Genomic DNA, 12,724 nt, shown 5'->3' on the forward strand with positions numbered 1-12,724 from the left:
ACGGCGGCTCATGGCGCTGCCTGCCCGTTCCGGTGGGCAAACCTGACGGCAGCTTTTCCACCCTACTGTGACCTTGCGGACGGCCAGCGCATCGCTCAGTCTCACGGGCGTGAGCTGGTCTCAGATAATTTGAGCCCGGTCTCACTTATTGTGAGCCGGCGCGAATCTACAGTCGCAATTAATGTGAACCGAAATTCGCGATGATCTTGCGCCGAAGCGCGGATGATCTCAATCCGCTACCCCTAGCGGCCTCCTTCATCGCTCTGCGCGGCGATCACTGGCCAATTGTGCAGCCCCTATTATCCGCTACACTCGTTCAAATGGGTGGCAAGCTGAAAGTCTGGGCGCGCACGATCAAACGCGACGTGCACGCCATCTATCTCGCTGCTCGCGATCCTCGCACGCCGTGGTATGCGAAGGCGCTGGCTCTTTGCGTTGCCGGATACGCTCTTTCGCCAATCGATCTGATCCCCGATTTCGTTCCGGTGCTGGGGTATCTCGATGACTTGATACTCCTGCCTCTCGGCATTCTGGCCGTGGTGAAAATGATCCCGCCAGAAGTCATGGCGGAGCACCGAGCTGCCGCCGCTCTTGCAGGGGAGCGCCCCGTTAGCCGCACCGCCGCCGTTGTGATCTTCTGCCTCTGGGCAGTAGCGATCACACTGACAGCGTGGCTTAGCTATCGGTATGTTTTTCAAGGCGGCGCGCCGCACTGACTTTGCAGGGTCTTGCCTAATCAATCCCCTGCAACGCCGTCTCGAGATCGCGCAACCCGGCGTCGGCTTCCGAGTTATTGGCCGCCTTCGCGGCGACCTTCGCGACCCGGCTGATTACCTCCGCAAGCCTTGCCTGTGCTTCTGTCAATACTGCGTCGTTTCGCCCGGCGGCGCGCGTAATTGCAGCCAGGTCAGGGGTGTTCCGAGGCAGGGGTGGCCGACTGGTTGATGGTGTGGGGTTCGCTGCAATGTAGGTCGTCCCGGTGACGGGACGCGTTGGTGGGGGAGGGCGCCGGCCGGCTTTGGCCGCGAAAACAGCACCGCGCGGCCGCGTGGACGCAGGCGCCGCTTCGTTCGCGCGCGCAAACCGCGGCGGAACCAACATGTCGCCAAAACCACCACTCGGTTGTGGTGCTGCTTTCGGGCCGGCTCGCGGTTCCTTGTCGACCTTGGCGGCCGCCGCCTTGAAGACCGGAATCGGCATCCAGGCACGTTTCGACAGCTCAGCGTCGGCAAAATAGAAATTGCGGGTGCCGAAAATCGCATGCGAGCCGCGAGGAAGAATGATGCATTTGTTCCGGCTCATGGTGCGGATTTCGTCGGGGCGCATCAAGGGTCGACGCACCTTCTTCACGTGCACAGTGCGCGCGTGATGCATGTCGAACATCGTCGCTTGGGTCTTGCTGACGTCCTTCTGGACCTCCGTACGCTCGCCCAGGGTGTCGGAAATGTATTTCAGGTCTTCAGCGTCCTGCGCGCCAAAAAACACCTGGACACGCGCGGAGTTGACCAGCGTTTTGCGGCCTTCCTCCCGGTAGATGGTATCCACCGACTTGAGCGACTGGACAAAGAACCAGGTGGGCACGCCGTAGCCGCCGAGGATCGTGGCCGCTTCCATGACGTTCTCGAGCTTTCCGAGGTTCTGAAACTCGTCGAGCAGGATGAGAACGCGGTGTTCTCCGCGGCCTGGCACCTCCTTTGCCATGTAGTTCATCAGGTGCGTGATTAGGACGTTGAAAAGCGGCCCGATCGAACGAATCTGCTCGACCCGGAAGTCGAGATAGAGCGAGACCTTGTCCCGCTTGAGATTGCGGATGTCGAACGTGCTCCTGTCGGTCGCCCGCAAAAGCCGCTCGTTCATGAACGGGTTAAGACCGGTTCTCACGCTGCCGAACAGGCCGGAAAACTGCTTGTCCGACATGTCGGCGTAGCTCGCGAGCATCTGTAGCGTGTAGTCGGAAATTTCCCTCGCTTCCTCGTCGCGGAGTGCCTGAATCCATTCCAGGAACGGCCGGTCGGCGCCATTCATGATGCGAAGCGCCTGGCGCAGCGTCCGCTGGCTGTCCTCGAGGCGGGGCGTCTCCATGACGTAGGAGATCACGCCGGCAAAGAGCATGCGACCGTCGTCGACCCAGTAGGTTTCGCCTGTCGTCGGGCGCGGAAAGAGAGCGGCCGCGATGTTGCGGATGTCGATATCGCGCTGATCGCTGTCGAGGCTAATGAAATCGAGCGGGTTGTAGCACTCCGTATCGCCGTTTTCGTCGGCCGGCGAGAACCGAATGACCTTGGAAAAGGTCGACCGATAGCCCGCTGTCGCCTGATAGGTCTCGCCGCGCATGTCCAGCACGACAACCGAATCCGGCCACAGCAAGGCATTCGGGATGATCAGCGCGGCACCCTTGCCCGATCGCGGCGGCCCGACGACGAAACCGCCGACGTCGTCGCCGTCGACCCAAAGTTTTTTCCCGCCTACGAGCCTCGGCTTGGTCAACCGCCTCTTGTTGGAGCCGCGCTGCGTGAACGCGCCAACAACGTTCACGAGGCTGCCGCCCGCGCGGCCGATGAAGACGCCGCCGCGTTTCGTCAATCCGGCCCGATTGACTTCCGCCAGGCTCAGAAACTTGGCATCGTTCGTTGCCTTGCGGGTCATCAGCACGGTCATGACGGCCAGCACCATCACGCCGATCAGCGCCAGGCCGGCCGCATAAAGCGCCTGCTGATAGCGGCCGAGAATGGCAACATCGGCGTAGGCACGGCGCAGCGTGGCAAAAGGATTCCGGTCGAGATCCTGGATTAGGGCGAAGGAGCCTGTCTCGTACCAATGGACGCCTGCATAGGCGATGGCAAAAAAAACAACGCCCACGGCCAAGACCATGAGCGTCACGACTAATCCCTTGATGACTTGCACCATTACGCCCTCATTTGTCGCCTTCCAGGATCAGCCGAGGCGCTCGGCTTTTGTGAATTTGACCTCGCTCACCACCCGCCGTCCGGCATCCCGACGCGAGAGCTGGACGACGATCGGGATCACCTCTTTCAGGTAATCCATGATCTCTTCGCGAGAGAGCCTCACGCCACCCTGCATGACCATTAGCGCCAGACGTTCGTAGGCCGCGCGCGCCGAATTGGCGTGCACCGTGGTCAACGATCCAGGGTGTCCGGTGTTGATCGCTTGCAGAAAGGAAAAAGCTTCCGCGCCGCGCAGCTCGCCGAGCAACAGCCGGTCCGGTCGCATGCGCAACGATGCCTCGAGAAGGCTTTGCGCGTCGACCTTGGCCAAGCCCTGGTCGCCTTTGGACGAGAGCAGGGCGACCGTATTCGGCGTGACGGGCTTGAGCTCGCGTGTATCCTCGATCGTGATTATCCGTTCGCTCGGAGGAATTAACTTTAGCAAGGCGTTCAAGAAGGTCGTCTTGCCGGTCGAAGTGCCGCCCGAAACAACGATTGACACGCGATTCTTGACCGCATGCTCCAGGAATTTCATCGGATCAGAGCCGCCGATCAGCTCAACCAGTGCCGTTTCCTCTTCCGACAAGCCGAGCTCATTGCCCATGCGCGTTTCTTCGAAGGCGCCGCGCCGGGCATAGTCGTCGACGGTCATATCCATGATGACCTGCTTGCGGATCGAAATCGCGCCGCCGTCCGGTGCCGCCGGCGGCAGTACGAATTGAATGCGCTCGCCGCTGGGGAGTGCCGCCGACAGTATCGGCTTTTCTTCATTCACCTGTTGATTGGTCGAGCTGGCGACGAGGGTTGCGAGGTTGCGAATCCATTTCTCGGTGAGCCTGGTGTCAACGATCCGCTCCATTTCTTTGGCGCCAAGCCGCTCGACAAAGATTTCGCCTGGCCTGTTGACGGAAAGCTCGGACACATCGTCCTGCCGTAGCAGTTCGTGAAGCGGTTCCAATTCCATTTCCAAAATCGGGAATTTGGCATACGGGCCCGACGATGTGGCCGGCGAAGCGGCGGCCGGGTGTTTGATCATGTTCATTTTGTCACCGGAGGTGCTGCCGGAAACCAGTTGTCCTTTGGCGTCATGTAGAGGGGAACAGGGTCGATCGCGACACGCGGTCTGCCGCCGCGCTTCAGCCTCGCCAGCTCTTGCTGGACCGGATCGGCGTAGAGTTCCGAAAAATCGAGATCGCGCCGCACAAAAACGATCACTGACGTACCTTGGTCGACATAGATCGTCGGCGGGATATTGCGCGAATCCTCGAAAGCCTCCTTGGCCAGTTCGGTCATTGTGCTTGCGGAGCGTTCGATCGCGATCTGGCGGGCTTCCTCTTCCGTCCTCTCCGGATCGATCGTGATCGTTGTCACCTCGCCGGTGATAGGATCGACACGGGTAATGGTCTCTTGGCGCTGGCCGCCGTTCGGGTCGGCGAGCGCCGAAAGGTATTCCGCCGCACCGCCAACGATCGACAGCACGATCGCCGAGCCGAAGCGCTCCAGCCAGTGACGATCGACACGACCTGCCATGCCGCCACGGCCAAGGTTGTCAGCGCCAGGCGAGCCGATGTTGACCGACACGCCGTCGGACCGGATCATCCGGTTCCAGACGATAAAGACGCGCGTTTGGCCGCGAGCAATGCCGGACTTGTATTCGCCTGTCAGCCGCGACCCCTTCGGGATCAGCACGCGGCGGCCGTCAAGGGAATACACATCCTCGCGAACCACCGCACGGACCATGCCGGGCAGGTCCGTGTTGATCGCCGTTTCGAGAAAACCGCGGATCATGGTGCCCTCAGCAATCACGGCATCCGTGCGGTAGTTCTTCGTCGCCGTCGCCTTGGCGTTCCGACTTACTTCGGCCTGGGCGAGGAACGCCTTGTTGGGGTCCAGGTCTGCCCCGGGAACAGGAACGAGCTGCCCGTCGCCGGCGATCGCCGCGCCCGCTTCGCCCGCCGGGGCGTCCTGTTCGCCGTCAGTGACGATCTGGTTCGAGCGCAGCCGTTCCCACAGTTCCTTTTCTTCCTGCTCCTTGCGCTTGCGTGCCTCCTCCGCCAACCGTGCCTCTTCCTCGCGGCGACGGGCGTCCTCTTCGGCTAGCCGGCGCGCCTCGGCTTCGCGCATTTGCTGTTCAAGCAAACGCCGCTGCTCCTCGAGATCGAGGCCTGGCGCGACCGTCTGGTCGACGTCGGCCGACTGTTGCGGCGGCGGTGTCTGAGGAGGCGGAATGACAATCTGGTCTTGCGGAGGCAATGCCGTCACCGGCGTCGCCAGCTCGCGCGGCTGAAAAGTCGAGGTCTCGAAAGCTTCGTCCTCGTTCGATGTCGCGTTCCGGTCGGACGGCCCGCTCGGCCAATTGATATACAACAGGCCACCGGCCAGAAGCAGCCCGATCGCGGCTATGCCGAGTTTCGTGCCCAAACCTGCACTTCGCCGGGCAACGGGGCTACCACCGTCGAGCTCATGATAATCTATGTTCGACATCAGCGGCTCCTCTGATCGAACTGCCCGCGCTCGCTCTTCTTGTCGAGTTTCGACGGGCCATAAATGTCTCCAATCGGATCCGGCAAGCGCTGCGATGGGGATTGACGGTTGTACAGGCACAACGTCTTGTCGCCGGCGCGCAGGGTAAATTGCTGTGCAACCTTGTCGACGATCGTGTATTCGCCTTCGGTGCGCAGATTCACCAGGGACTCACTGCCTTTAGCCTCGACAACGAAGATCGCCGGCACGTCGCCCGTGAATTGCAGGAACATTTTCGTTCCGTCATCGAACACGACGCGCGGCTTGAGCGAGTCATCACCGCGATAGGCATAGTCGTAATTCAGCATCGACGGGTCGATGTTCTTTAGCGATGGATTGCGGACGCTTTCTTCGGCCTGGGCGAGGAGCCGCGCGTTCACGTCCTCGTCAGGGTATTTGAAGCGAACATGGAACGATGCCCGCAGGGACGGTTCGCGCGAGCCGACCAGGAGCAGAGAATAGACCCGCTTGTTGGTGACGATATTGACGTTAGTCTCGGCCTTTTCGACCAGCGGCTTGACGAACAGGATGCCCGATCCCTTCTTCGGGACGATCGACCAACCGATCGTGTCGCCGGCCGAAATCGTTTCGATTACTTCCGTCGGGCTCAGCTGGATCATCGTCGAGACGCCGATCGCCGCCTGGACCGTCTCGACATTGTCGTTGTTGAAGGTGACGTAGCGAATCCGGTTGTCGCGCGACAGCGCCGGGCCTGACAACGCAACGCAAAGTGCGGCCGACAACGCGACCGTTCTCAGCCGCCACCTCATTGGACCGTCCTGTCGGCCGGTGCGGCTTCGGGCAGCGATTCCTGGTCACGCCGGTATTCCGTGATCTGGAAGCCCAATGGATTGTCGAACCGATACTCGTTCCTGAGCGGCGTGCTGGTGTAACGGAATTTGACGACCGCCACCCAGTGCTCACGCCGCGTCGTGTTCTGCCGTTTCTCTTCGGTCGAAAGGCGGACCGTTGCCGTCGTGCGATTCAGGAACGACACCGACTTCACCGTGACGCTGATGGTCGTGTCGGTCCCGAAGCGCTTGTCTTTGGAGTTCGGTTTGAGGGCGTGAATTCCCGCACGAGATCTTCGGCGGCTGCTCCGGTCGAATAGAGCTGCGCCAGATCGAAATTCGATTTGATCATGCGCGGGTCATAGGTCTCGCGCGCCCTGATATAGCGCACGATGTTCGCCGCCGTGACCGCTTCATCCTGGGCCAGGTCACCCGGTTTCAGGGCTCGCGCAATTTCGAGGTAGCCGGTCGTCTTGTCGACAGCGACCATATAGGGCTCGTATTGCTTGAGCGGGAAAAGCAGGACGAGCGCCACCAGTGAGAGAAGCGCCATGACGCCGAAGACCCCGGCCAGCAGCCAAGCGAATGTTCGTGACCGCCGTAAACGGCGATGGGTGTCGTCTTCCCACGATTTGCCTTGCTGGTAATAACGCTGGTCGACCAAGCCAGTTTCAGTCGGTTCGTTTGACACTTTAATTTAGCCTTGCTTTCAAACTCGCTTCTCGCCGCCATCAGATCGCAAGCAATTGATGACGAATTCGGCGCGTTCTACCGTCTGCCCGTGGGCCCTATAGCGAGGACGCGTTTTTGGCCGTCTCGCGTTGAATGCTTGCCTTCCCCAAATCAGCCGCAAATCGGGGGCGTCCTTCGGCTGATCTCCTAAGGAGCGAACTGCCAGCCCGCGTCGCGGTCCGCGTAACTGCGTTGTCCACCGTTCCCCTTGCCGAGCGCCGAATGCCGTGAATGGCTCCGGCGGTACCTATCGGTCCACTCCCGGTCAAAATGCCCGCGATGATGGGTATTTGTAACAGAACATAGAACCCGACCAGCGTGACCAGCAGGAGTGGCATAACGTGAGAAAGCTTGCCGGTTATGTCGGTCCCGGCGCCGCCCTCCATCGCGGAAACGGAGAGCTGAACCATGTAGTAGTAGAAACCCAGGAAGCCGTAGATCAGCAACTGCTGCACCACCAAATTCGCAGTGACGGAGAAAAAGCCTTCGGTGAATTTGAAGGAATAATTGAAAAGGGCCATGATGATCCACACCGGCCCAAGAGCCAGGATGATGAAAAGAAGGACTTTTGCAGCGATAATCGCCGCTACGGCGACGCCGATGAAAAGCAGGGTAAAAATGATGATGATGATCGCCAGAAGGGCGCCGAAGAAATCGGTCAACACTGACGTGTAGAGTTCCGGCACCACCCGCAACGTCGCTTCGTAGAGGGCGTCGAACATTGCCGGGACAGCATCGACCGATGAGACCTGAGTGCCGGTCGTCGACGAAATCGTTTGGACGATGCGGTTGGCCAGAACTTCCGGGATCGACTGGACGAGCGTATAGATCGTCTCAGAGAACGGAGCCCAGTTCGTGACCATCCAGTATATGAACATCGCGCGGCCGAGGCGCCACGCGGCCTCCAGCGGCGAGGCCGTCGAGCGGCCGAAAATCTGCATGTAACCCCAAATGACCACGTAGAGAAGCAACATCGCGAAAAACAGGTTTTCGCTATAAAGGCCGATGCGCTTGTACAGGACCTCTACAAAGCGAGCACCGGCCTGATCGACACCGCTCAGAAGGTCGCTGATGATGGTCGAAACGGGGCTCATGTCTTATTCCGACACCACCTTGTCGAATGCCGAGTTTGCCGGCTTCAACGCGCCGCACTCGTCGTTGGCCGCATACGAGGAAATCGGGCCGCAGGGCGCCTTGAGCTCACGGCCAGGTCTTGCGCAGGCAGTTGCCAGCGCGGCGATCATCAGCGCCAAAAACACCCGAGAATTCATGAGCTTTTCTCCGCCGTCAGAGTCACGATCGCCGGCACCGTTCCCCGGATCGATGCCGGCGATCTTCGCTCCGTAGCAAACGATTTACTGTGAGCCGCCCGCATCCTTGAATGGGTTAACGTCTTTGAATTGCATCAGTTTTTGTACCTGAGATTGTTGCGTCAGCCGGAATTTCAGGTCTTCGTTGAGGGCCGATACCGCGCCGTTCTGGACGCCGATCAGCTCATTGATCGAGCGCGCGGTTTCCAGCTGCATGCGCGTGTTTTCATCCACCGAACCCTTGACGTTCTCCGCCTGACCGATTTGGCCGGTCGCCGACTGCAACGATTGTTCCCGGGTCGTCACGCCTTGCGAAGCTTGCTGCGTCAGTGCGGCCAGCAGCGCCGAGGCGTTGACGCTGCCGCTGTAAAGGCTGTTTACAGCGCCCGGGTCCTCACCCTCGATGACGGCTTTCAGCTGCTTGACCAACTGCAGGCCATTGATCACGGCGCCGGCGATCTGTTGCGCCTCACCACCAAGCCCGCCAAAGGAAAGCGTCCCGCCGTTGAGAACCGATCCGAATGATGGCGCGGAGGCGATCGACATTCCCCCGCCGAGCCCCTGTTGACCGATGCCGAGCGATCCGTTTCGCGTCCCGGAAAGTGCCTGCAGGATCTCCTGCGACTTCTCAAGGATGTCCTCGTTGCTCTTCATGATCGAGTTGGTGTTCTCGGCGTTCTCTCGCGCGACATCCAGATTGGCGCCGTCGATGACCGCGATTTGCGCATTCCCGAGCGCAGTCGACGCGACCAGGAATAACGATGCTGCAACAGTCCGTTTCATAATGGGGGCTCCTTTCAGTCTATTGCGCGTTGCGTTGCATGATTTCCAAAGCACCCGCCGCCGCGTTGGCATTTGGAACCAGTGTGTTTTCTTCAGCGCCGCCCGGTCCCACGACGCGTTTGGCGCAGCCGGGCCACAAATGGTCCGGCACTTCCAGCTTGCCCAGGATGACGGGATCGCAGGTGAAGGGGTTTTCCGTGCCCTCACTGGTGCCGAATTTAGACACCTGAGAAAGCTTGGTGTTGCGCTGCAGAAGACGGGCGTTCAACAGGTCGTTCACCGCTGCGGAGCCCTGGACTAGCTGGTTGAGCAGATCGGCATTCAAACCGCGCGCCGTGGAGTTTTCGTCCCAAGCGTCCATGTATTCTTCCTTGGTCCCGACACCCGCCGCCAACGTCTCGATTAGGCTGGAATACTGCGATCGCTGCGCACCGCTTGCTTCGAGCCCCGCAGCCGTCTTGTTGACGGCATTGACACCGCCAGTCTGTGCGGCACCGGCAGCGGCGGTGCCGCTAACCTCGACGCTGAAGGGCGGCGGGGCGGCAGCCAGCGCTTTACCGGACCCCGCATATTCATTGAAGTATCCATGCCAGCGCCCGACGCCGGCCGCCCAATTGGCCTGTTCGGCCGCCGTCGAACCGTTGTAATAGGAGGCGAGGCATGCGTAGTTCGTTCCGCCGCATTTCTTGACCGCCTGGCTCAGCAGCTTCACCCCGCCCTCGACATTCTGCTCGTTGATGTCGCGATCGAAGCCGAGGCCGCGGCCCGTCCTCTTGGTGAGCTGCATCGCGCCTTTCACGCCAGTATGGCTGCCGGCGCACGTGTCGAAGCGCGCTTCCTGGTAGGACACGGACAGCGCCAATCCTTCCGAAATGCCATACTTCTTTGCGTAGTGCCGGATGAGGGACACATTGCCCGCATCGCGTGCGAGCGCCTGTTGCGGCGAGCGCCGAAACATTTCGTTCCGGTATTTGTTGGTGTAGGTGCAGACCACGGCCTTGCGCTGTCCAGTTTCAGACTTCTTGTCCTCATTGGAACTGTCGTTCTGGAACTCATCTTTTTTCCGCTCGACGAGGTTGGGATCGTCGTCAACAGCGATCTGTGCCAGACCAATGCTCGGGGCGGTGAGCATCGGCGCCGTCACGGCCGTTGCGAACAATACGGCCGTCGGGCCGGCTCTACGCTGCCTGCTCATCCGCTTCCGTTTCCCATCCACAAAAATAGGGGAGCCACGCGGTCGGCTCTTCGCCACAGCGCTTGCGCAGCTCCTCACACTCGCGAACTGTCTTTTCGTTGCCCGACAGGACCTTCACCAGGTCCGGCATCGTCGAAAGGTCGAGTTTGGCGACGATCGAATCCGACGCATGCTTTACAAGAAACGCGCGGCTTTCCTTCGCCGTCTCCCTGACGAACCGGAATTCCTTGGCCGTCAAGGTGAACCGTCTGCGGTAGGATTCCTGATCGGCCTTCGGGTTCGGAAAGAAAATGTTGGTGGAGGTTTGCTCGATCAGCGTGTTCGAGATTGCCGACTTTGCAACATCGTCCGCGGATTGGGTGCCGAAGCCGACCACGCCGTTGCGCTTGCGGATCGTCTTCAACAGGTCCTTGATGAACTCGACGAAAACGTCGTCATCCAGGAGCTTCCAGCCTTCATCGAGGAATACCAGGAACGGATCGCCGTTTATCTCCTGGTCTATGCGGAAAAACATATAGAGCAGCGCCGCCGTGCGGATTTTCGGCTCGTTCAGGATTTTGGTCATGTCGAAGCCGATCACCGCCGACGAGAAGTCGAGTTGGTCGGTCGCATTGTTGAAGAGCCAGCCTCTGCTCTTCGTGTCGAGCCACGGCTCGAGCCGTTGTGTCAGGTCGTTCATCCCCGGTTGCAAACGACCGCGCAGAACCTCCGGCAGCATCGAAAAGACGCGCCGCTCCTTCGGAATCCTGAAAATCTGGTCGACCGCATCGCCGATCACGCGGATCTCGGCGGGCTCCAACGTGGCGTTGTCAGGCTTCAGCAGATATTGGAGCAACGTATCGACGAATGACCGGTTTTCCGGCGTGTCATCCAGCTGCAGGGGCGCGAACCCGGTTTGAACACCGGGCTGCAGAACTTCATAGCGGCCGCCGAGCGCTCGCACGAAGATTTCCGCGCCGCGATCCTTGTCAAAATAGACGCAGCGCGGCCGAGGCTCGACTCTCATGCTTTGAGCCAGCAGGAAGGACATCGCCACGGTCTTGCCCCAGCCGGTCGGGCCAAAAACCGTGAAATTTCCCACGTCGTCGACATGGAAATTGAAATAGTAGGCCGTTTGGCTTGTCGTCTCGAGCAGGGCGATCGGACGTTTCCAATGCAGCCGGTCCTTCTGGCCGGACGGGAAATTATGCCCCGAAAACAGTCCCGCGAAATTCATCGACGAGATCAATGCCTTGCGCGCGATGTAGCTGAAATTCCCGGGCAGTTGCGCCCAAAAAGCAGGCTCCATATTCATGCGCTCTCGTACCGGAATGATCGCCAGACGCGACATTTCCGACTGCACGTCGGAAATTGCCTTGTTGAGCTCCGGAACTGACCGAGCGACCACGCAAACGGTCAGATGATGGTCGCCGAACACGACTTCGCCTTGCGCCAGCTTGTCCATGCCGTCGTGAACGGATTGCTCGACTGAGGTGCCCCCTTCATCAGAGCCGATAACCTGTCGACCGATCTTGCGGATTTGGCCTATTGCGGCAACGCGGTCCTCCAGGGCGAAGGACTGTGTAATGATGATCTCATGAGGCAAGCGAAGAAGCCCGTCGAGGCCGCCCGGCGTTGTGTAGGGAGGATACTCCTTCATGGAGATCATCGCGGCCAATTTCGAATTGGAGGGCTCTGCCCCCTTGATTTCGATCGCCTCGCGCCCGAATAGCAGTTGCCGAGTCGGAATCGCCTCAGCCAAGCTCATTCGGGGCAGCGGGACTTCCACCTCATCGGCGCCCGCCAAGATCTTGGCTAGAAATTCCCCAGGCTCTGAAAATACGCTGGCGTTGCGCTCGACCACCCCAAGTTTGCGTGCCCCATAGGCGCCGAAATCCTGGACGATGCTGTCGGTCACATCGTGCAGTTCCTTGAGTGCTTCGGCGCGGGTTTCCTCGCCGGCCGATTGCAAACGAAACTGATCAAAAATCTTGTCCACCCAGCCGATCTTGCCGGCCATCGGCCGGCGTATGACCGTCATGTAAACTTCGTTGACGAACAGGTTTTTGGAGGACAGCGCCTCCATGTAACGCGCGTCCAGCTCAGCGACAAACGGGTTGTCGAAGCTACCTTCGATGTCCGGCGTAATGTGACGACGAATGATCGTCGCATAGACGGCAAAGCGCGACGACGAGAGATTGCGGAATGTGGTGTTGCGGTTCAGGACACGGGCGTTGAGCTCTGACTGGTCCATCGTCTGGAACGGCAGACCGCCCATGCGGATGATGCAGGCCAGAAAGCCCGCCTTGGTCACCAATACATTATCATCCACATGACGCAAAAAAGGGACGTGTTGACTCACGCCCTGCTCTTTTTTGCGCTGCTTGCCGTATTTCAGATCAGCGTTGATACTCATGGAGAATAGCTCCTGGCTCCCCAAAACGAGGTGTTTCCCATCGCCCGCTT

The 12,724-nt window shown here is 59.9% G+C and carries 10 protein-coding genes and 1 pseudogene; 1 reads left to right on the plus strand and 10 read right to left on the minus strand.

Going from position 1 to position 12,724, the window contains the following annotated elements; all coding sequences use genetic code 11:
* Positions 1-320: 320 nt before the first annotated feature.
* Positions 321-716 carry a YkvA family protein gene (locus tag NKH98_RS11405; RefSeq protein ID WP_352898721.1) on the plus strand — a complete coding sequence of 132 codons (396 nt, stop codon included), beginning with the start codon at positions 321-323 and terminating at the stop codon, positions 714-716.
* 16 nt (positions 717-732) lie between these two features.
* On the opposite strand, the gene NKH98_RS11410 is transcribed toward NKH98_RS11405, so the two are convergent.
* The 10 genes and pseudogenes from NKH98_RS11410 to NKH98_RS11455 form a co-directional block, all read right to left on the minus strand.
* Positions 733-2,907: a type IV secretory system conjugative DNA transfer family protein gene (locus NKH98_RS11410; protein WP_352898440.1), complete on the minus strand. Its 2,175-nt coding sequence runs from the start codon at positions 2,905-2,907 to the stop codon at positions 733-735.
* A 27-nt stretch (positions 2,908-2,934) separates the two neighbouring features.
* Entirely contained in the window at positions 2,935-3,909 is a 975-nt protein-coding gene (gene virB11, locus NKH98_RS11415) for a P-type DNA transfer ATPase VirB11 (protein ID WP_502894236.1), read from the minus strand.
* A gap of 74 nt (positions 3,910-3,983) precedes the next feature.
* Positions 3,984-5,429, minus strand: coding sequence for a type IV secretion system protein VirB10 (virB10, locus tag NKH98_RS11420; RefSeq protein WP_352898442.1), 1,446 nt, complete (start codon positions 5,427-5,429; stop codon positions 3,984-3,986).
* Positions 5,429-6,238 (minus strand): TrbG/VirB9 family P-type conjugative transfer protein, encoded by an 810-nt coding sequence (locus NKH98_RS11425; RefSeq protein ID WP_352898443.1) that lies wholly within the window; start codon positions 6,236-6,238, stop codon positions 5,429-5,431. The genes virB10 and NKH98_RS11425 overlap by 1 nt, the downstream gene beginning before the upstream one ends.
* Positions 6,235-6,950: pseudogene (locus NKH98_RS11430) on the minus strand (VirB8 family type IV secretion system protein). Before NKH98_RS11430 ends, NKH98_RS11425 begins: the two are co-directional and overlap by 4 nt.
* 97 nt (positions 6,951-7,047) lie before the next feature.
* Positions 7,048-8,085 carry a TrbL/VirB6 family protein gene (locus NKH98_RS11435; RefSeq protein ID WP_352898444.1) on the minus strand — a complete coding sequence of 346 codons (1,038 nt, stop codon included), beginning with the start codon at positions 8,083-8,085 and terminating at the stop codon, positions 7,048-7,050.
* A 3-nt stretch (positions 8,086-8,088) separates the two neighbouring features.
* A complete protein-coding gene (locus NKH98_RS11440) occupies positions 8,089-8,262 on the minus strand; it encodes a hypothetical protein (RefSeq protein ID WP_352898445.1) in 174 nt (57 codons plus the stop codon).
* 84 nt (positions 8,263-8,346) lie between these two features.
* The gene (locus NKH98_RS11445) at positions 8,347-9,084 is read right to left on the minus strand and encodes a type IV secretion system protein (RefSeq protein WP_352898446.1); all 738 of its coding nucleotides are present in this window, start codon (positions 9,082-9,084) and stop codon (positions 8,347-8,349) included.
* A 19-nt stretch (positions 9,085-9,103) separates the two neighbouring features.
* The gene (locus NKH98_RS11450) at positions 9,104-10,279 is read right to left on the minus strand and encodes a transglycosylase SLT domain-containing protein (RefSeq protein WP_352898448.1); all 1,176 of its coding nucleotides are present in this window, start codon (positions 10,277-10,279) and stop codon (positions 9,104-9,106) included.
* Positions 10,263-12,698, minus strand: coding sequence for a VirB4 family type IV secretion/conjugal transfer ATPase (locus NKH98_RS11455; RefSeq protein WP_352898449.1), 2,436 nt, complete (start codon positions 12,696-12,698; stop codon positions 10,263-10,265). Before NKH98_RS11455 ends, NKH98_RS11450 begins: the two co-directional genes overlap by 17 nt.
* Positions 12,699-12,724 lie beyond the last annotated feature (26 nt).

The organism is Mesorhizobium sp. M0833, assembly GCF_040319905.1.
In the GTDB taxonomy this organism is placed as follows: Bacteria; Pseudomonadota; Alphaproteobacteria; order Rhizobiales; family Rhizobiaceae; genus Mesorhizobium.

Coding starts and splice junctions, on each gene's coding strand:
- NKH98_RS11425 (WP_352898443.1), bottom strand. CDS start 6,238: ATGAGGTGGCGGCTGAGAACGGTCGCGTTGTCGGCCGCACTTTGCGTT.
- virB11 (WP_502894236.1), bottom strand. CDS start 3,909: ATGGAATTGGAACCGCTTCACGAACTGCTACGGCAGGACGATGTGTCC.
- NKH98_RS11445 (WP_352898446.1), bottom strand. CDS start 9,084: ATGAAACGGACTGTTGCAGCATCGTTATTCCTGGTCGCGTCGACTGCG.
- NKH98_RS11440 (WP_352898445.1), bottom strand. CDS start 8,262: ATGAATTCTCGGGTGTTTTTGGCGCTGATGATCGCCGCGCTGGCAACT.
- NKH98_RS11435 (WP_352898444.1), bottom strand. CDS start 8,085: ATGAGCCCCGTTTCGACCATCATCAGCGACCTTCTGAGCGGTGTCGAT.
- virB10 (WP_352898442.1), bottom strand. CDS start 5,429: ATGTCGAACATAGATTATCATGAGCTCGACGGTGGTAGCCCCGTTGCC.
- NKH98_RS11450 (WP_352898448.1), bottom strand. CDS start 10,279: ATGAGCAGGCAGCGTAGAGCCGGCCCGACGGCCGTATTGTTCGCAACG.
- NKH98_RS11405 (WP_352898721.1), top strand. CDS start 321: ATGGGTGGCAAGCTGAAAGTCTGGGCGCGCACGATCAAACGCGACGTG.
- NKH98_RS11410 (WP_352898440.1), bottom strand. CDS start 2,907: ATGGTGCAAGTCATCAAGGGATTAGTCGTGACGCTCATGGTCTTGGCC.